The organism is Singulisphaera photorubra (genome assembly GCF_045290345.1).
Lineage (GTDB): Bacteria > Planctomycetota > Planctomycetia > Isosphaerales > Isosphaeraceae > Singulisphaera.
On the sequence record NZ_CP155447.1, the window covers coordinates 6223681 to 6243801 of the forward strand.

General features: G+C 62.6%; 12 protein-coding genes and 2 pseudogenes. 7 read left to right on the top strand and 7 right to left on the bottom strand.

What is annotated here, in order from left to right; translation table 11 throughout:
- Positions 1–16: 16 nt before the first annotated feature.
- The gene (locus V5E97_RS23440) at positions 17–1321 is read left to right on the top strand and encodes a class II aldolase/adducin family protein (RefSeq protein ID WP_406693970.1); all 1305 of its coding nucleotides are present in this window, start codon (positions 17–19) and stop codon (positions 1319–1321) included.
- Between the two features lie 247 nt (positions 1322–1568).
- On the opposite strand, the pseudogene V5E97_RS23445 reads toward V5E97_RS23440, so the two are convergent.
- Positions 1569–1754: pseudogene (locus tag V5E97_RS23445) on the bottom strand (IS1380 family transposase); the annotation flags it as partial.
- Between the two features lie 23 nt (positions 1755–1777).
- Between V5E97_RS23445 and V5E97_RS23450 the strand changes: the two are divergent.
- From V5E97_RS23450 to V5E97_RS23460, 3 genes and pseudogenes are all read left to right on the top strand, one after another.
- Positions 1778–2002, top strand: coding sequence for a hypothetical protein (locus V5E97_RS23450; RefSeq protein ID WP_406693972.1), 225 nt, complete (start codon positions 1778–1780; stop codon positions 2000–2002).
- Positions 2003–2205: 203 nt separating this feature from the next.
- A pseudogene (locus V5E97_RS23455) lies at positions 2206–2307 on the top strand (GYF domain-containing protein); the annotation flags it as partial.
- A gap of 480 nt (positions 2308–2787) precedes the next feature.
- Positions 2788–3606: a hypothetical protein gene (locus tag V5E97_RS23460; protein ID WP_406701303.1), complete on the top strand. Its 819-nt coding sequence runs from the start codon at positions 2788–2790 to the stop codon at positions 3604–3606.
- Between the two features lie 572 nt (positions 3607–4178).
- Here V5E97_RS23460 and V5E97_RS23465 read toward each other — a convergent pair.
- The 6 genes from V5E97_RS23465 to V5E97_RS23490 form a co-directional block, all read right to left on the bottom strand.
- Positions 4179–6749 (bottom strand): tetratricopeptide repeat protein, encoded by a 2571-nt coding sequence (locus V5E97_RS23465; RefSeq protein WP_406693973.1) that lies wholly within the window; start codon positions 6747–6749, stop codon positions 4179–4181.
- Positions 6750–6789: 40 nt separating this feature from the next.
- On the bottom strand, positions 6790–8652 hold the full coding sequence (locus V5E97_RS23470; RefSeq protein ID WP_406693974.1) for an ATP-binding protein: 1863 nt from the start codon (positions 8650–8652) through the stop codon (positions 6790–6792).
- Positions 8653–8856: 204 nt separating this feature from the next.
- Positions 8857–9687 carry a tetratricopeptide repeat protein gene (locus V5E97_RS23475; RefSeq protein ID WP_406693975.1) on the bottom strand — a complete coding sequence of 277 codons (831 nt, stop codon included), beginning with the start codon at positions 9685–9687 and terminating at the stop codon, positions 8857–8859.
- Complete coding sequence (locus V5E97_RS23480; protein ID WP_406693976.1) at positions 9684–12872, bottom strand: ATP-binding protein; 3189 nt, start codon at positions 12870–12872, stop codon at positions 9684–9686. The genes V5E97_RS23475 and V5E97_RS23480 overlap by 4 nt, the downstream gene beginning before the upstream one ends.
- 80 nt (positions 12873–12952) lie before the next feature.
- On the bottom strand, positions 12953–14029 hold the full coding sequence (locus tag V5E97_RS23485) for a hypothetical protein (RefSeq protein ID WP_406693977.1): 1077 nt from the start codon (positions 14027–14029) through the stop codon (positions 12953–12955).
- Positions 14026–15342 (bottom strand): DUF559 domain-containing protein, encoded by a 1317-nt coding sequence (locus V5E97_RS23490; protein WP_406693978.1) that lies wholly within the window; start codon positions 15340–15342, stop codon positions 14026–14028. The genes V5E97_RS23485 and V5E97_RS23490 overlap by 4 nt, the downstream gene beginning before the upstream one ends.
- A gap of 371 nt (positions 15343–15713) precedes the next feature.
- Here V5E97_RS23490 and V5E97_RS23495 point away from each other — a divergent pair, with 371 nt between their 5' ends.
- The 3 genes from V5E97_RS23495 to V5E97_RS23505 all read left to right on the top strand — a co-directional run bounded on the left by V5E97_RS23495 (position 15714) and on the right by V5E97_RS23505 (position 19988).
- On the top strand, positions 15714–16985 hold the full coding sequence (locus V5E97_RS23495) for an L-rhamnose isomerase (protein ID WP_406693979.1): 1272 nt from the start codon (positions 15714–15716) through the stop codon (positions 16983–16985).
- 544 nt (positions 16986–17529) lie between these two features.
- Positions 17530–19044, top strand: a complete 1515-nt coding sequence (locus tag V5E97_RS23500) for a sugar ABC transporter ATP-binding protein (RefSeq protein ID WP_406693980.1) — start codon at positions 17530–17532, stop codon at positions 19042–19044.
- A 2-nt stretch (positions 19045–19046) separates the two neighbouring features.
- Positions 19047–19988 carry an ABC transporter permease gene (locus V5E97_RS23505; RefSeq protein WP_406693981.1) on the top strand — a complete coding sequence of 314 codons (942 nt, stop codon included), beginning with the start codon at positions 19047–19049 and terminating at the stop codon, positions 19986–19988.
- Positions 19989–20121 lie beyond the last annotated feature (133 nt).

The window sequence follows — 20121 nt, forward strand, 5'->3', positions numbered from 1 at the left end:
CAAAAGGGTCCCCACCATGAGCCGCCAGCGTGACCTAGTCCACCCTCGTGACGAAATCATGCGCGCGATGGAGCGAATCTACCGCTATCGGATGACGACCACGTCCGGCGGAAACCTCTCGATCCGGGACGAGGTGGGAGACCTCTGGATTACCCCCGCCCGCGTCGACAAGGGGAGCCTGCGCCGCGAGGACATCGTCCACGTCCGGGCAGACGGAACTATTGAAGGCACGCATCCCCCCTCCTCCGAGCTCCCGTTCCACCGTGCCATTTACGAGGCGCGGCCCGACCTTCGCGGGATCGTCCACGCGCACCCGGTCGCGCTCGTCGCCTTCAGCATCTGCCAGCGCACGCCCGACACCCGTTTGCTCCCCCAGGCCCGGCAAATCTGTGGTGAGGCGGGCTTCGCCCCCTACGCGCTCCCTGGCAGCCAGGCCCTCGGCGCCAGCATCGCCCGGACCTTCGCGACGGGATCCGACTGTGTGGTGCTCGAAAACCATGGCGTCGTGACCGCGGGCTCGAACCTGCAAGAGGCCTTCGAGCGCTTCGAGACCCTGGAGTTCACCGCCAAGACGATCATCAAAGCGAGCCTACTCGGCGAGGTCCGCTACCTCGACGACGAACAGGCCGGGCGACAGCCTTCGTCGCCATCGGCCGAGTCCCCAACGACGTTCCAACCGGGGCCGGCCACGAGCCGGGAGAAAGAACTGCGCCGGCAACTCTGCGAGTTCGTCCGCCGCAGTTATCAGCAACGTTTGATGATCAGCACCGAAGGGGCGTTCTCAGCCCGTCTCGACGAGGATTCGTTCCTGATCACCCCTCACCGGGTCGACCGCAATATCCTCGATCCCCACGCCATCGTTCTCGTACACAAGGGCGCAATCGAAGCGGGCAAAGTTCCCAGCTCCGCTGTGCGTAACCATGAGGCGATCTATCAGAACCACCTCAATATCCATTCGGTGGTCAACGCATACCCGGTCAACGCGACAGCCTTCAGCGTCACGACGACCACCCTCGACCCGCGCACCATCCCGGAAAGCTACATCTTCCTCCGCGACGTGCGCCGGATCCCCTACGGCATCCAGCAGAGCGACGGCCGCGAGCTGGCCCAGTTGACCTCCCTGCGCGACCCGGTCCTGATCTTCGAGAATGACGGCGTCCAGGTCTGCGGCTCCAGCGTCCTCGACGCCTTCGACCGGCTCGAAGTCCTCGAGTCGACCGCCGAGGCCATGATCAATGGATTCGCCCTCAATAAGGGCACGATCCATCGAATGCCCGACGCAGTCATCTCCGAGTTGAACCAGGCGTTCGGGCTGGAGTGAGACATGCTATGGCCGGTGATCCGCCCGAGCGAAAACTGAGGGCGGATGGGCATCCAGGCCTTCCCTGAAATCTTCTATTCATGTCAATTTTATCACGGATAACCTTGACACGTTCTTTGACGGACTCAGCTTCGGCGTCACGCTGCAAACATCGCAGTAAACTCGCATAATCGTCCAAATGAACGACGAGGTCCGGGTGATCCGGCCCCAGCCTCGACTCCCGAACGGCGAGGGCTCAATTCTGATGGCTCTCCCAATCGTTGGTGATATGAAAGTAATACCGCACCTCGTCCAGTAACCGTGCCTTTCCCTCCTCCCGCGCGGTGGTCTTGCGGATTACCACCATTCGGTGGTCTTTCTTGCAGGCCACGGGCCGGTAGCGGAACTCGGCCACCTCCTTCGACTCCAATCGCAACGTCAAAAACTCACGCTGCACGCACAAAATAGCACATCTCCATGACACTGACTATGGATCTGGCAAAGATAGAGTCGCTGGTCGATGGCGTCGATGCCGCCGTGGGACAGGCCGCTCGTGTGGTCGGCGACCTCGTCGTGAAGATTGGTGGCGGTGAACATCGGGCGTTCCATCCCGCGAAGGTCTTGCTTATCGAGCCGCCGTTGAATGCGTCGCTTGCGATTAGCCAGTTGGACTCGTATCTTGGGTTTCACTCGAAATCCTGACATGAGCCAGATGAACAGGGATTGGCTTATTCCCTGATACTCTGGAAATCCCGGAAGGATTTCGAGGTTCTTCAGAAAAACACTCCGACTAGGCCCAACGGGTTCGCTTGGTTAAGGGCTAATATGCGCTGACCTGCTAGTCCGGCAGGGCAAAATATCCCGAAGCAGGAAATCCCCCCCTCTTCGCCGGAGCTCGGCTATTTATGGCTTCCCAATGGCGCTACGCGAAGGACGGCACCCAACATGGCCCCGTCACGAGTCAGGGATTGAAAGGACTCGCCGCCTCTGGAGAGTTGTCTCCCGAAGATTTGATCTGGAAGGAAGGGATGACAGAATGGCGGCCGGCGAGCGCTTTCAATGGGCTTTTCCCCCGGACCGAGCCGTCCGGACCTCCCCCATTGCCCTCCTCACCCGCCTCAGTCCCTCCTCCGCTGCCCGACCAACCGGGTGAGATGGGGGCTACGTCCAGCGCCGACCCCGCGTCCCTGGTGAAGGGTATGGCCCGGAGAGCGGCGGAGAATGGGTTTGTGATCGCGGTATCGCTTGTCCTGCTTTTCCCTCTCGGGCTGTTTCTCGTTTGGCGGCATCCTCGCTGGACGCCCATGCGTAAGTGGACGTGGGCGGGAGTGTGGCTAGGGATGGTCTGCCTCGGGGTGGCAACCCAAGAGCCAGACTCGGCCGGCCGTCCCGCACCTGTTCCCAATGCCTCCATCGACGCACATGCTCCCGGTGTATCCATCGATAAGAACGATGGCACACTGGGTACGTTCGAGGAAGACCCACCCATGGTGACGGAGAGTTTGGCACAGGGCAGGGAAGTCTGGGTGTTGAACGATTTCACGGAAAAGACAAAACCCGCTGAGAGGCACAAGTACGCTCTTTACGTTGCAATATCCAGGCAAAATTTGGAATATGTGATTACGAAAGAGTCTATTCCTCCTGGCATGCTAGCCGAGGAGATGTACGGCAAGAAGGAAGGATGTGTCATCTGGCGATGCTGGCCGGCGGGCGAAACGCGAGGGGGTAGCGGAAAGACGGTCACCGTCCAAACTTGGCAGGGCGACAAACACAAGGGGGATGAACTCAACGGCGGTGCCGAAGCCGTGATGGCCTTGACTGCTAGGGAGGAAGTAAAAATCACAAGTGACTCCGGCAATCTTACCGAGAGCGTCGAGGGGGCCGGTATCTCCCTTGAATTCAACGGAGACCAAGTCCGTTGGAATTTGCAGGCAACTTCAGCAACGACACTGACCACCAAAGAGAGGAAGTTCCCACCAATCACGCAGTCAAGGGAAGACTCCGGGGCGGGCCGTAGGATCCGGCTTGAGAAGGCGGCGGCAGCCCTGGAAGGCCGTAACGAAGGAGCCAACTCGAACACGCCTGTAGCCCGTCGAGAACTTATGAAAACGGCCGAGACGCTTGAGGGGCCGTTCGTCGAAGTCATTAAGGATATCGTGGACGCGGTGGAGAGTGGCGAGCAGCCTTGGTCGGTGGCTGACAGTCGGATCTACGAGAACCGGCCGGGGAAGCACCAGTTCGCTGCAGAGACCATCACAGCGTACATGCGATGGCGACATGCCAAGATCGACAAGCCGGAGGAGTAGTTGGGATGATGCGCACCGACGTCCCGGCGATTCGGGTAATCGCCAGGCGTGGCGATGGGCCTCGCTCGGCGGGGATTTTGTGCGGTTCAGAGCCGGGGAATAAGCGAGGCGGCAAACCGGAAGGCCGCCAACAGGCTGCTCAGCTAGGTCGCGAGACTTGAACCAAGTCTCGGGTAATACAATCTGTCGAGACCAGATTCGATCTTGATGCGCTTCGCCAAGTCGACGAACCGCTTCTCGATCTCATCTCGACGCATGACACGCCCATCCTCGGGTCATCGGTGTAAAATCAACGAAAGAGGGCATCTCTGCCCCTCTCCGCACTTTACAAAATGACACCACCATGTCCGCAATATCAAGTTTCATAAATCCGTCAGAGTAGATCCCTTAGCGGGTGATCACTACCAGGGGTATCACCCAAGGCGGGTCGTTAGCAGGCGATCACCGCCGAGCAATGATCAATGGGTTCGCCCTCAATAAGGGCACGATCCATCGAATGCCCGACGCGGTCATCTCCGAGTTGAACCAGGCGTTCGGGCTAGTCTGAAGCAGGCAAGCTTCTGGCCGGCCTGCTATTTCGAGGCCGGCACTGACGATCGCATTCCCTGCCAGACGATCCCCGGGTGATCGGTATACCCCTCTTCCCGCAACTGGACACTCTCGAGTGTGGCCTCAAGCGGATAGCAGCGGGCCTGCCAGCGGAGCGCGATCCGGCGGGCCTCGTCTTCATCGGACGCCAAAAGTCCCCAGGGAATGGAATAGCCGGTCCACTCCTCTTCTCCCGCCAGGCAGTCGTCGGAGTCGCGCCAATGCTCATCGAGGGGTTGGAAGACAACGACTTCATAGAAATTCAGCCCTTCGGCTTTCGGATTCGCTCGCCGAGGTCCATCGAAGAGTTCATCAGGTGCAAGCCCCGTTGCCACCAGCCGATGGATAAGCCGACCAAGCAACGGATCATTCTCCGGCAGGATCTTGGCTGCGTCCCAAAGACGGCCAAAGTGTCTCACGAGACCAGTACGGGTGAGGGACTCGACCCCCGCGAGACGCACGCTCATGATCTCCGCCAACTGCGTGCGAAAATGATCCAACCGGCCGAGCGTACTCAGAGCGCAGGCTCGCAGAATCAAAACATGCAGCAATCCGCCTTTGCTCCTCTGCTCCTCTTCGACAAGAGCCGCCAGCGCATCGTCGGCCCGACCGAGCCGAAGTAGGCCGCTCGCTCGATAAAAGTTAACCGAATCCTCTCCGGGCGCAATTTTCTCGAACTTGTCGAGATATGTCAAAAGTGATTCGTTGTGCTCGAGTGAATGGGCCAGCATCGCCGCCTGCCAGGCGACTTCGGGGGCTTCCAATCCCGCACGCAACGCCATGTCGAGAACCGCGAGGGCATCGCTCGGTCGATCCGAATGCTGATAGATCTCAGCCAGCCAGAGTGAGGCTTGGGGATTGCCGCGGTCGAGCCGGTGCCAGCGTGCAAGGCAACGCTCGGCCTCATTCAACTGGCCTACCTGGCGATAATGAATCGCAGCGCGACCGTAGTTGCGAAAGTGATTCGGATCCAGGTCGAGGGACTGCCGGAACAGTTGCTCGATTCGATCGGCGCCAATCCGGTCGGCCACGGCCGAATTCTCAGCGGTTCGTAGCGCATCCCCAAGTGCGGCGAGCAGGTTGAGGACCACCGCCTCCCTCGGGAACGGGGCAGCGAGCGACTCGGCCCAATCCCAAACCCGCGACGCGTCAGCGGGATCGTCGCAGACAAACCGAGCCAGATGAAGCATGCGGGCCACATCCTCCGGATGCGTGGCCACGTCCGGTCCGAAGCCGAGGAGGGCGTCGAGGACTCTGCGTCGGAAAACGGGGGCGTCCGACTCCTCCCCCCGAGGGGTGGTGAGCGCATCGAGCGTCTCGCCGAGCGGAGTCGGCGTGGGTGTGTCTGGCTCCGGAACTGCCTCGATCGTTGCCTCATCGGTCGTGGTCGGATCCGGGTGTGCGGCCGACTTGAGCAGCAGTGGACCTGCCGGAGCAATCGGAGAAACCGGGATCTTGGGATCGAGGAGCCTGGAGAGACGGCGAAGCGTCAACCAGTCACGCGCCTCGCGGGCCTTCGCCTCCAGTGGCCGTACCAGTCCCTCCACTCTTCGCTCGTCCCCCGCGAGGAGGTACGCGGCGATGAGCCGGAGCCTGACTTCGAACCAATCGACCAGACACTGGCGGTCATTCAGCCGACGGTCCCAGTTCGTCAGTAACCCGATGGCGGCCGTCGGATCACCAAGGAGACAGGAGCGAAGGGCTGAGATCATCGATTGACGGAGGTGAAATTTGGGAAATTCGTCCGCGGGAGGCAAGGCTGCGGCCTGGTCGCTTGCCTCTTGCTCGCTCAAGGCAGGCTCCGCGACCCCATTCAAAAGACCGATGGTCTCGAGAAGTTGATTGGTTAGGAGACGTGCACTGGTCGGACAGTGATAGCTTTCGACAAGTTCTGACGCACGATGCGCGGCGGCCTCGGCGGCGTCGATCCGACCCGCCATGATGAGGATCGTGGCCTCTTCGGAGGCGCCTGCCCAGCGACGGTCGAAGCCATCGCGTTGGTTGCCGCTGACCGCCACATGTCGGACGTGATGGAGCGCCAACTCCAAGTCGTCGGAGGCCCGTAAGACGTCAGCGGCGTATTCGCGAAAACAGTGGATGCATTCCAGTTTGCCCGTGCGACGGCAGACCTGGATGCCTTCGGCGATCGTGTCGTGGACTCCCTCGGAGTTATAACCACGAGAGGACGCGGTGGTATGGCCAAGACCGTCGTAGGCGCAGGACGAGACCTGGGAGACCAGCGCCTCATATTCGGCGGAGTCGATGTCCGGTTGAATCTGCCGCGCGAGCTCCTCACTTTCCAGGATTGCGATCAACTCGACGGCCGCTTCCCGGCCCGGTTCGGGGTCGAGCAGTCCAGTGGCATGGTTCATCACCGTGTGCAACGCCCAGGCGTACGGCCTGAGTCGGCGTGCGGCCTTGGCCGCGCGTTTGATCTCGGCGGAGAGGCGAATGGCCGTGCGATAGTGACAGCGTAGGATGGCGTCGTGCTTGGCTTTCTCGAGGGTCTCGAGTGCGACGGCCGGATCATCGCGAATCGGTTCGTCTGCGTTCATCAGCGTGAATCCTCGGGTCGGTTCAAGGCACGACGGCGGGTCAGGGCTGACGCCCCCACAAGGCATCGGCGATCCAGTCCAGATCTTCGGCTTGCTGCCGGATAGCGGCCCGGGTCGGGGATGCGCCTGCCGAAGCCAGCGCCTGGCTCACCAGCAAACGAAGCGTGCTCGCCAACGGGGCGGACGTGCGTTGAGACAAGGCGCGAGCGACGAGCCGGTGGTCGCGGTTCAAGATCACCTCGTTACGTCCGACCGGGCCATTCCCGAGGTGAGCGTCGATCATCCTCTGAAATCCAGACGGGATCGCCTCGGCCTGCTTCAGATCTACGAGGGTCTTCAAGAGCTCAGATCGTTCGTTGAGAAAGGCCATCACTGGCCGGTCCTCACGAAACGAGGCGGAAAGGATCTTGGCGTCCGCACCGAGGAAATCTTGCCAGTCCGCCGAGACGTCCTCAAGGTCGGTCATCCCGAGTATGGCCATCGCGAATCCAGGGGAGCCGGGGCTGGCCAGACGCAGGTCGACCGTATCCCCCTCGCTCGTCATGTCGGCCGTCATGGCCGCTAACAGCGACTCCTCGAAGCTACGCAACGCATGCACACAAGGCACAGAATGTCCGCCGAAGAGGGTGTTGACCCACCCCTCCTGACGACGATCCGTGTTGTACCAGAGGACGTACTTCGCTTCAGCCTCGAAGAGGGGATCGGCCTCACTCCGCGGGATGATCTGGTCGAACGTGAGGAGTCCTTGCGACGTGGGAATCCGATAGGTCCGGCGGAGCAAGTCACGCAGCCGGCGCTCGGTCAGCGCGGCGCCGGCGAGCGTGTACCGATGCCAGGTCAGTATCGATTCCAAACGCGCCCGGTCCTCGAGCGCCAGGCGTTCGAGATGCTCGTATAGCAGGGATTCGAGCATCGCCCGGACCTGGCGGAATACGTCATCTCGGACCAGGTCCTCGCGACTGAGCGTCGGCGTGCAGCCGTTGACTTCGAGGACACCTCGCAAGAAGGGGGCCCACTCGGGCAGGAGTCCTTGAATTTTCCGCGAGATCACCATCCGCCTCACCGTGGCGGTGACCACCGATTCTCCCGCGAAGCCGGGCGTCCGCTGAGGCGTTACGTAGAGTGCACCAGCGACCGCCGTGGGTTGTTCACGCCGGATCGGGATCACATCCAGGGGCGTCTCGCCGAAGTGAGTCTCCAACTCCAGTTCGAGTGCCTCGCAGTCCGGGGTCGGGTCGAACCACTCCGAATGGCGCTGGTTGGCGCGGGCACTGGAACTGTTAAGGTGAATGGGAATCTGGAGAAAGTCCGCGTACTCCTTGATGATTGCCTCAAGGAAGTCAGGCTGTTCAGCGAGCCTGGAGTGCTCGGACTTCAGGAAGAGAGTCACCGTCGTGCCGGGTCGTTCCCTCGTGATGTTCGATAGTTCGATCTCACTCCCCGGCCCGGCCTCCCAGCGCACTCCTTCGCTGTCCTCGGCTTTGCGGCTCTCGACGACGACCCGGTCGGCCAGCATGAACGCGCTGAAGAGGCCGACGCCGAACATGCCGATCAGGTTGTCGTCGGTCCCCTTCGACACAACGGCCGGCGACGCGGCCCCACGGCCTCGCATCATACCCGTGATACCGATTCCGAGCGTGCTCAAGTACGTCTCGGCCTCCTCGGCGGAGAGCCCGATTCCATCGTCCTGGAAGCAAAGCGTGTGTTCGACGCGATCTTGCTCAATGTCGATCCGACCTTGATAGCCGAGGTCTGTCCTCCGCCGCCGCACGATCGCGTCGTGGGCATTTTGAATCAACTCGCGAACCGCCGATTCGGGCCTGCTATAGAGGGCGGAACCAAGGATCTCGATGACACCCACGATATCAACACGAAAGGGGATTCGTCGCTTCCAGCTCGTCATCGCAGTCCTCAATTCCAATGCGAAGCCACCCGAGGTTCAGCCGGCATTTCATTCCCATTCAGAAAGGCGGAAAGCGTCCAGGATCGCCCATCCGAAGATTCGGGCGAGCTGAATCATGACATCAAACCAACGCCCATGATGGTATAGAGCGGGGCTCAGTCCGTTGGGTTCATCCAGATTTCGCGTCTGCTCATCGTCCAGAATTCATTGATGTGATCGCCTTGACACGTTCTTCGACGGACTCAGCCTCGGCGTCACGCTGCAAACATCGCAGTAAACTGCATAATATTCCAAATGGACGACGTGGTCCGGGTCTTCCGGCCCCAGCCTCAACTCCCGAGCGGCGAGAACTCGCTTCTGGAAATGTTCCGCCTGATCGTAGTCGCCGCATTGATGGTAAAAGAATGTGAGATTATTAAGGCTGAACTCGACCTCCAGATGTTCGGTTCCCAAAACCTTCTCCCTGATCGCCAGGGCACGATGATACAACGGTTCGGCTTCGCTGTACTCTCCCTCTTCTTCATAGAGCTTCGCCAGATTGGAGAGGCATCCGGCGACCTCCTCACTCTCGGGACCTAACACGTTCTCCCAAATCTCCAACGCCCCCCGATAGAGGGGTTCGGCTTCATCATTGTTACCCAGATCCGACTTGATGAACGCGAGATGGAAGAGCGACTCAGCCACCTCCAAACTCCCGGGCCCCTTCGTTTTCACCCAGTACATCAAGGCTCGCTGGCGGGATTCCACTAACGCATTGATCCCCTTCTCAAGGTGTTGGACCCGCGCGTCGAGAAGTCCGAATTGCTTCTGATGACGGATTGCGATAAGTCGCATCCGTTGCCAATGGCTCAGGATGAGGAAACCGATTCCAAGGACAACGAGCCAGGCGAGTGGTTTCCCGATCTCCGCGGCGATGGCAAAGGCAACGAGGCAACCTCCTCCGAGTCCCAAGAAGAGGTTCGCCAAGACGTCCGAGCTTATTCGGGGCTTACGGTCGGCATCGACTTCGCCCACGATAATACCATGATCTTTCATGATCTCCGGCCGTCGATTTCCAGGGTCTGCCGGGCGAGCCGCAGAATCTCATCTTCGGGGAGTTGCTCGGGAAGCACGGCGGACAGGCTGGCTCGAAGGCTTGTGACCGCCCCGTCGCGGAGCAGGTGGAACTCACCGGGGTCCTGGGTCGCGAGACGATCCGTGACATCGACGCGGCAATCGCTCAGCATCGGCTTCATCTTGGCCAGCGCGGTCGGTTCTTTGACGCGACCGACGAACCAGGTGCGGATGTTGTCACGGCACTTGTAGTCGAAGTCGCCCGGACTCTGGGTGGCCAGTAGGAGGCCGAGGCCGGCGGACCGGGCCCGCTTCAGGAGGGCTTCCATTGGCTCCTTGGTGGGAGGCTGACGAGTCGCGGGGAGATAGAGGTCGGCCTCGTCGAACATGAGGATCGCCTGCAACCGGCTCGACGGGGATCGACTCGACCAGCGACTCATCTCAACCAGGAGTTGCGAGACCCAGAACTGGACGTCCTGGGTGGCTCCGAGGAACTTGGTGCTGATGACGCTCAACCGAGTCTTGCCGGCGACCCCGTGCCGCCCGAGCCCGAAAAGCGCCTCCGCCTCGATCGGCTCGCCACGCGCGGCCAGAAAATCGCCCCGACTCAACCGCAAGGTCTCCAGGTCCTGGACGAGGCGCTCGAACAGCCTGGTATCGAGCCGGCCGACCGCATTCACGAGCCCGGCGTCCTTCTCCGCGATGTATTCAATCAAGCCGGGCAATGAGACCGAGCCCCCCGGCTCCAACTGGGCAAGCAGCTCGATTGCGTTTGCCAGGATCGCCTGGCGGGCCGGGTCGGTTCCTCGGGTGCCGTAATTCATCATCCCGGCCAGCGCGGACGCGGCATATCGGGAGATCTGGCTCCGCTCGAACGAACCGGACTGGCCGAGTCCGGCCGGGGCGATCGCGATCGAAAGGGGCCGCCCGTTCGGGTTTCCAGGCGTATAGACGGCGATTTCGACCTGGTCGCGAAGCTGCTGTCGCCGCTCCGCCAGCGCCGCGTCGGCTAGCGGGCGCGACCAGGCAGCTTCGCTCGCGTACCCGGACAGGTCCCCCTTGCGATCGACCAGAATCGCCGGGATTCCGCGAAGGAGGAGTTGCTCGATGAGGCTGAGCGCGACGGTCGTCTTCCCGCTCCCCGTTCCCCCGAGGAACGCGGCATGGCGGGTGAGCTCCGTGGACTCCAGGGTCACCGCCCCTTTGGCTCGGTCGTTGGTCGTGCCGATGGCAATCGGCCCTGGCTGAGCCACCTCCACGCGAGGCCTGGAGACCGGTTTCGCCGGGGACGTCTCGACCGGCTTCGCGTGCTTGTTGGGGGGAACGGGGGAGACCTCGTTGTGGGGAGCCTGAACCGCATTGAGATGATCGAGGTCGAGAATCGCCCGGAGCGATTTCAGGCGGCTCAATGGTTTCTCTTCCTTGAGCCAGGCGCTGAAGACCGGGTCTTTGTGATGTTTCTTGCGGAACTGCCGGAAGGCGGCCATCGTCCGCCAGTCGGAATCCTCGACGACGACGCGGCGGCCACCGTGAGTGATCAGTTCGCCGATCTGCTTGGAGACAGCGGCGTTCGGATTGGCTGGAAAATCGGTCGAACGCACGATGACCGGCCGGTTCTCTCCGGCTCGATCCACCACCTCGGTGATCAGCCTGCCGAGGTATCCCCCCTTGGCCGTGCCGTTGCAGACACCGACAACGAGCAGGCCCACGCTATTATCAGCGGCGTGCGATTCGACGGCGATGAATCGCTTGTCCGCCTCGGTCTCGAACCAATGGCCGGGCTCGATCTCGTTCGAGCAATCGCGGATCGCCTCGGCCAGCAGCGTGGCGAGCGCAGGATCTTCGGTCGGGGTGTCCCCTGTGAGCTCGGATCGGAAATCGTTCCAGGCTTGCTCGAGGTGGGTCGTGCTGACCCGTTCCCGATCGGGCGGAACCGGTCGGACATCGTTGATCTCCTCCTCGATGTCGACGAGTTTTTCCGCGGCGATGCACCGTTCGCGATACTCCTGGCAACGTTCGAGGACATCACGGGTCCGCATCCCGGCGAGCTTCTGAAGGTAAGCCGGTCGGAATGGGAAGGTGGGGTCGTCGTCCTGGAACGGGGCATCCAGCGAATCAAAGAGCGACCTCAGCCGGTGCGAGACGATCTGGACGATCTCGCCCTCCTCGCGGGTCCCTTTCAGTTGGATCGGCGCGGGGTCTTTCTCGATCCGGTCGACGAGCGACTTGGTGAGTCCCCCCTTGAGCAACGTGTAGAATTCTTCGAGGCAGGAGATCACGACAATCGCCGAGGGGGTCCGGCTCACGAGGTCGCAGAGAGTGGCCATTGCCCGGCGGAACCGCACCGGGGCCTCATCCAGGTTGTAGATATCTTCAAGCTGATCGACGCAAAGGATGAGCGGGACCGATCCGACGTTCGCCATCAGCTCGCCCAGGCGCTGAATGAGCCATTGGGGGGCGTCGTCGTAGTCGCGTGCGACCATTCCGCCCAGGATGAAGCGGTCGTGGTCCGAGAGTTTTTCGCAACGGAGGTACTTGAGGACCCGGCTCTTGACTCGTGGGTCGTTCGCTTGCAGGAAGAGCAGGGCGCGGACGAGGTCGATGTCCACGTTGTTGAACCGGTCGTCCATCACGACCTGATCGGCCAGGGCATCAACCAACTTCGCCAGGCAGCCGTGCTCCAGCTCATCGTTGCGAATCTGATCGACCCGGTCGACGGAGATCCCCTTCGGGCTCTCGGCGATCATGGTCGAAAGCCGCATCAAGCCCGAGGTCTCTCCGACGCGCTGGTCGTAGGTCTGGTCGAGCGAATCGATCAGGTTGTTCAAAACATACCGACCGTAATGCCCCGTCGATGAGGTCATCTGCATATAACCGCAGTAACCCCGCCCTCCCGTGTGGGCCCAGTTGCGAAAGGCGCGCATCAGGTGGGTCTTGCCACTTCCAGCCTCGCCCTGAAGCAAGAGAATCCGCCCGGACGACGGTCCCGTTGCGGACGTGGCCCGGTGGACCAATCGCTGAAAGGTGGTGCGTGCGTCCTCGTGGATCGTCTCCACGTCGAACGGGTCGTCCTTCCAGATGTCGCTTCGGGAGGCGATTGCGTGGAAGACCTCCGAGTGCTCGGGGGAGCAGAACGCGTCGATCCGGGCGTCGGTCTGTGGTCCCATGCAAGTCTCGGGGGCTCGGGGATCGGAAGGGTTCGCCGTCTCGGGCATCGCAGTGGGGCCTTATGTTTTTATTGATTATCTCAAATTCGGATGAAGTGGAAGGTCGCGCCAAGGTAAGGGACTTCGGAAAGCCGGACGTCTTCGGGATCCATCGCCTCGACCATGTCGGCCCGGCTCAGGTCAAGCAACCGGGCGTTATTGGCCTCGGCGAGCCGGCGTTTAAACGTTTCCGCCCCCATCGCCGCGAAGGCCGGTTCGTCCCGCAATGTCGACCAGACGTGAGCGACGAAGACCTTGTCGGCCCCGAACCGGCCAGTGGGGCTCGAGCGGGCCGCCTCGACCACGCGCTTCGCGAAGGCAGACAAGTCGAGCGCGGTCGTCGCCTCTCCATCCTCGGTAGTCGTTGGCCGCGGCGCCACGAGTTCGAGAGGGGCCAATGGTGAGTCGTCCGAGTCGCCGTCGACCCAACGGCGGATGGCGGCCAGGCGAAGCTCATCCTTGCCCGACTGCCGGGCGCCGATCTCTCGGGCCAGGAGCTTGGTGACTTCCTTCCCGGGGTCGGGCTTGGAGCCAAGTTTGCCGAGGTCGCCCAGCTCTCGGAGAATCAGGGCCGCCTGAACGGCCTTGACCGTGAATTTCGGCCCCGGTTCAAGCCCGAGGAGGGTCCAGGCCAGGGCGTCGAGCGCCTCCTGAATGGCGGGGTAGTCGCCGAGCGGCAGGACGAACTGCGTCTTCAGGAGCGCGGCCTTGAAGCCCGGCTCGCCGCCGAACCGGGTTGCCGCCGGCCCCGTCGGTGGGGCGGCGTGGCCGAGAGCGCGGGCCGCCAGGTACGTCTTCTTGACCTTATCCCAGGTCGTCTTGGGGGGGAGTTGGTCGAGGCCGATGACCTCGAGGGCCTGCCTGCGCCCGTCCGTCGTCAGAACTCCCCGCTCCGTCTTCCCCTTTCGAGTCAGGGAGACCAGGCCAGCCGATTCCAGGTCGGCGAGCGTCTGCCCGAGCCGCTCGGTCAACGCCGCGCCGGCCCAGCGATGCCCGACGAGGGGTTCGAGGGCCTTTTTGATCTCGGCCCCGGTGGCCCCTTTATCGCCGGCGACCAGCAGCCGCGCCAGGAGGAGTTGGCCGACCGGTGTGGACGCGGCCTGTCCGTTTCCACTCATGATGCCTCGCCTCTCTGTCGATGGGTGTTGCGGTCGCCACGGGACGCGACCGCTTCCAGAATCATGCGCAACACGTCTTCGAGCCGGGACACAACATCCTCGGCCAGCACACGGACGACCAGGTAGCCCCGCTTCTGGAGCTCGACGTCCTTTCGCCGGTCGCGACGGTAAGCGTCGGGGTCCTGGAAGTGGTAATAACCGTCGATCTCGACCGCGAGTCCCAAAGTGCGTGCGAGGAGATCAACCTCCATCGCCCGCGAAGGCCCGAACCGGAAGTCAAGCGCGGCGTTGAGCTCGAACAGGCCGGCCGTCGCCGGCAACGACCCTAACCGTTCGAACAAGAAACGTTCGGCGGCGCTGCGTGCCAGATCGCTTCCTTCCTCGCCAAGGGGACTCGAGGCCGCCGAGACGGCGGCCCTGGCGGCATCCACAAAACGGCTGACGAGCCCGTCCGACGCCCCGTCGGCGACGAGCCGCCGGACCGACTCGCCAAGGTGTGCGGCCGACTCGGGCAGCTCCGTGGCGAGGCGGCGAACGATCTCGTCTTCACCCAACCCGTGGATCGCGATCACCCCCGCGCGAACCAACGCCTTCGCTCGCGACTCTGGTGCGGTCCGGCAATAATCGTCGAACTCCCCTGACTCGATCGCCAGGATCGTCGCCGTCGACGGCTGCCACAAGGCGATTCGCGCGAGGCTCAGCGCGGCCGATTCGACCCAGGCCGCCGGCCTGATTTGCTCATCGTCGCGGGCCAGCAGCAAGACCGGATCGTGCGCCGAGGCCGATGGAATCACTTCCTTCAAGGCCATGACCATCTGCTCCCGGGCCCCGGCATCGTCTGATCCCGCAAACGCCTCGCTCAGTCGAGTCGTCAGCCCGGCTTCGGTGATCGACTCACCCTGGTTGTACCGTTCAATCAGCCATCGGCAGAGCGTCCCGGCGCTGGACGTGGAAGCATCGGCCAGAACCGAATCGAAGAAGGCCGTCCGCTCGATAGGGGCCATCCGGCGGATCCGCGAAGTGAGCTCCTCGATCGATCCGGAATCGGATCGGCCCGACTCTCGGACCAACCATGCAATCGCGTCACGGATGAGGTCACGCCCCGCGGACAGGTGGTCCACCCAAGCCTCGAGAATCCGCTCGAATCGTGGGCTACTCAGTGAGATGAGGGGCCGTCCCCCCTGCTCCGCCCAGCGCCTGCCCTCAGGGAGAGTGAGTCCGGCCGCACCGCAAAGGACCGAGACGGTCGGTAGTCCCGCCGCTCGTCGCTGCTGGTGACGATCGAGTGAGACAGCATAGCCAGGGAGATTCATGGCTCCCATTTTACGCAAAAGAAGGCCCGCTCTCCCCGAAACGGAAGAAGTCCCACTCATCTGGGATTGGTTCGGGACACCACGGCGAAAAGTCAACCCATGAACGGTTGTGCCGCACATGAGATCCAGAAGTTTAGCATACAAGTTGGCCGACCTGAAATCGAGGTACCGATGACTCGTACGAGAACGCCACGCCCCGTCGAGACCAACTCTGATGCCGCATGGCTCCTCCGGATGACGCAAGCGAGCCAGGGGGATCTCGCATCGAAGCTCTGCATCCTTTAAATTATCGTGAAGCCGTCACGCGAGGCAGGCTCAACGCAATCCCTCCTTCCCGATCGAAAAAAAACGAAAACGAGAGCAGGGCCACCATGGCGATCAAAGCTCGACCCGTTGAGGCGGCGTTCGAAGCCGCGAAGGACCGATACGAGGAGCTGGGGGTCGACGTGGATCGCGCGTTGGAACGGCTCGCGAAGATCCCGATCTCGTTGCACTGCTGGCAAGGCGACGACGTCGTCGGTTTCGAGAATACGGGCGAATCGATCGGCGGCGGGCTGGCTGTCACCGGAAATTACCCGGGGCGAGCGCGGGACCCGAACGAGCTTCGCTCCGACCTGAACAAGGCGCTCGAGTTGATCCCGGGAACCCACCGGCTCAACCTCCACGCCAGCTACGCCGAGACCAACGGCCGGCGGATCGAGCGCAATGAGATCTTGCCGGAGCACTTTCGCGGCTGGATCGACTGGGCCCGTGAGAAAAAGATGGGGATGGACTTCAACCCCACCTTTTTCGCCCATCCCAAGGCCACCGACGGACGAACGCTGTCCCATCCCGACGAGCAGATCCGAGCCTTCTGGATCGAGCACGGGATCGCTTGCAGGCGCATCGGAGCCGCCATCGGCGAGTCGCTGGGCACCCCTTGCATCACCAATGTCTGGATCCCCGACGGCTCGAAGGATACCCCCGTCGATCGGCGATGGCCCCGCGAGCGCCTGGCCCGCTCACTCGACAAGATCTTCGCCGAGTCGATCGACCCTCGCTTTCACCGCGACGCGGTCGAATGCAAGCTGTTCGGACTCGGGTCCGAAGCCTATGTGGTCGGCTCGCACGAGTTCTACCTCGGCTATGCCCTCTCCCGAAAGAAAATGCTCTGTCTCGACGCCGGCCACTTTCACCCGACCGAGGTCATCTCCGACAAGCTCTCGGCCGTCTTGACCTATCTGGATGAAGTCCTCTTACACGTCAGCCGAGGCGTGCGATGGGATAGCGACCATGTGGTCACCTTGGGTGAGGAGTTGGTGGCAATCGCGCAGGAGATCGTTCGAGGCCACTATCTCGATCGGGTCCACATCGGTCTCGACTTCTTCGACGCCAGCATCAACCGAGTCGCGGCCTGGGTCATCGGGACCAGAAACATGCTCCGGGCCCTCTTGATCGCACTGGTCGAGCCGACCGGAAGACTCCAGGAATTCGAGGCCTTGGATAACTTCACCGCACGACTGGCTCTCCTGGAAGAGCTCAAGTCTCTCCCCTTCGGCGCGGTCTGGGACTACTACTGTTTGACCCAGAACGTACCGGTCGGCCTCGATTGGCTGGCCGAGATTCGGTCCTACGAACGCGACGTCCTCTCGAAACGATCCTGAAGAAAAACTACGATCCGCGACTGGGCGAGAATCTCGCTGGATTTCCGGTCCGTTAGAATCAGTAGCACGGCCGGCCCGGCCGTTTCCCCTTGGCCCAGGGCCATTCCTCAGACCCACGCCGACCCTGAGGGAATTACGGCCGGGCGACTGCAAACCAAGGGAATTACGGCCGGGCCGGCCGTGCTACTACAATCCCGTGGCGGAATCCGCAAGAATCATCGATTCTTTCGCTCTGTCGCGGATCGTTAAAGAAACATGGCCGCCGCTTGGTCTTCGATTCCAAGGCGAGCGCAGTAGTGCGAGTGCTGGGCGAAGACACTATAATGGCGCCCTCACGATGAGATGGAGCGTGCGACGAATCAAAGATTCGCAATATCTCATCGTGTTCCCCAATGATCACAATCGCAGCCAACCTGACTCTGCAACCTTGCCCCCGAGAGGGGTGCTCTCACGACGACCTTTGGTTGCGGAGATCTGAGGTTCCGGAGGAAAGGAGCGGGCGAGCGGTGCCTTTTCGGATCGAAATCTCGACAAGGGGCGGGTGGTGCCGACAATACTCAGGCTGACGGCGATCACCAAGGCGTTTGCCGGCGTCCAGGCCCTGAACGGGGTCTCATTTGACCTGAACGCCGGGGAAGTCCACGCCCTCGTCGGCGAGAACGGCGCAGGAAAGTCGACGCTGATCAAGGTCATCACCGGAGCGCACGCGCCCGACCAGGGGACCATCGAGGTCGACGGGCAACTCGTCGAGCACAACGACCCGGTCCGCGCCCGGTCACTCAGAATCGCGGCGATCTACCAGCAGCCCGCCCTGTTCCCCGACCTGACGGTTGCCGAGAACATCGCGATCGGTCTGGAGACCGGAGGGGCCTGGCGACGGATCCGCTGGGGGGCACGGCGGGAGCGGGCCCGTCAACTCCTCGCGCGGGTCGGCGCGGGGATCGACCCCGAAGCAGAGGTCCGCGGCTTGACGATGCCCGAACAGCAGCTCGTCGAGATTGCGCGGGCGCTCGGGGCCGAGGCCCAGATCCTCATCATGGATGAGCCCACCGCTTCGCTCGGTGACAATGACGCTGACAACCTGTTCCGCGTCATCCGCGAGTTGAAGGAGCAAGGGGTGGGAATCATCTACATCTCCCACCGCCTCGAAGAACTCCCGCAAGTGGCCGACCGGGTCACCGCCTTGCGGGACGGCACCCTGGTCGGAACCCGGCCGATGAGCGAGGTGAACCGGGGCGACTTGATCCGAATGATGGTCGGCCGTGAACTCGCGGCCGTCTTTCCCAAGGCTGAGGTCCCCATCGGCGACGTGGTCCTCGAGGTCCGCGGGCTGGGCTGTCGGGAGTCGGGCGTTCGAGGCGTCGACCTCAGCGTCCGGGCCGGTGAGATCGTCGGACTCGCTGGATTGGTCGGGGCTGGCCGAACCGAGCTGGCGCGTGTGCTCTTCGGCCTCACCCCGGCCGACTCGGGGACGATCCTGCTCCGAGGAAACGAGGTCACGGTCGAGAGCCCCGCACGGGCCGTCGCGCAAGGGATCGCCTACGTTCCCGAGGACCGCCGACACCATGGGGTCGTCCTCGACATGTCGGTCGCGGCCAACACCACCCTGGCCACCCTCCGCGCAGTCTCGTCGTTCGGACTCATCGACTCGGGTCGCGAGCGATCGGTCGCGGCCGAATTCGTCCGGCGGCTCGGCGTCAAGACCCCCTCGATCGACGACCCGGTCAGCAACCTGTCGGGGGGCAACCAGCAGAAGGTCGCCCTGGCACGTTGGCTCGCGGCGAATCCAGCGGTTCTGATTCTCGACGAGCCGACCCAGGGAGTCGACGTCGGGGCGAAGGCCGAGATCCACCGGCTCATGGGCGAGCTCGTGGGGCACGGGCTCGCGATCCTCCTGATCTCGTCCGAATTGCCGGAGATTCTCGGTATGAGCGACCGGATCGTCGTGATGCACGGCGGGGCCGTAACCGGCACGATCGACCGGGACGGGGCCACCCAGGAAACGATCATGGAACTGGCGCTCGGGCACCGTCCCGCGGCAAGCGGGGTGGAGTCATGATCATGAAGCGGTTCGTCACGCGATACCGCCGCGAACTCTCGGTGGCCCTGGCCTACGCCCTCTTTCTCCTCCTGCTGGCGGTCGCCGCCCCTCGCTTCTTCGGGTCCGAGCCGCTCCGCGCGTTCGTGGTTCGGAGCGCACCGGTGCTCGTCGCCGCCGTCGGCATGACCTTGATCATCCTCTGCCGTCAGATCGACATCTCGGTCGGCTCTCAATTCAGCATCTGCGGAGTCGTGGCCGGCCTGCTTGCCAAGACCGGGGCCCCCATGCCGATCGTCGGCCTGGGAACGCTCCTGGTCGGGGCCGGAATGGGGGCCGTCAACGGCGCTCTGGTCGCCGGGCTCGGCATGCCTTCGATCGTCGTGACCCTGGCCACGATGGTGATCCTTCGCGAGTCGCTGCGTTATGTCCGCGAGGGAGAATTCGTCCGCAACCTCCCACAAAGCTTCCAGTGGTTTGGCGCAGGGCAGGCCGAGGGCCAATGGCTGGTCGTCGGCATCGCCCTGGCGCTCTTGATCCTCTTCGCCTGGAGCTTACGCCAGATCGCGGCGGGTCGGGCCGTCTACGCCACGGGCTCGGATGCCGAAGCCGCGCGGCTGGCGGGGATCCGCCCTCAGCGCGTCGTCTTCAGCGTGTTCGTCGTCATGGGAGCCCTGGCCGGTCTGGCCGCCCTCTTGAACGCGGTCCGGTTCAGCGACGTCGACCCCAACTCGGGCGTCGGGCTCGAGCTGCAAGTGATCGCCGCCGTAGTCGTCGGAGGCGCAGCCGTCTCGGGAGGGCGCGGCACCCTGATCGGCACCCTGATCGGCGTCTGCCTGCTCGGCTCGATCGGTCCGGCTCTGGTCTTCCTCAACGCCGAAGCACAGTGGGAAAAGGCAATCCAAGGGTTGATCATTTTGCTGGCAGTTGCCTCAGACGCACTCTACAAAGGAAAAAATTCCTGACCACGCATCACGCAAAACCAAATCATCTTTTTTTTATTTTCATCCCATCCGATTTTCCGTCTGACTCGTGTGATTCGTGGTTAAGTCTCCACGATGGTCGGTAAAATTCGGCGAGGCGTGTTGAAAATCGAGG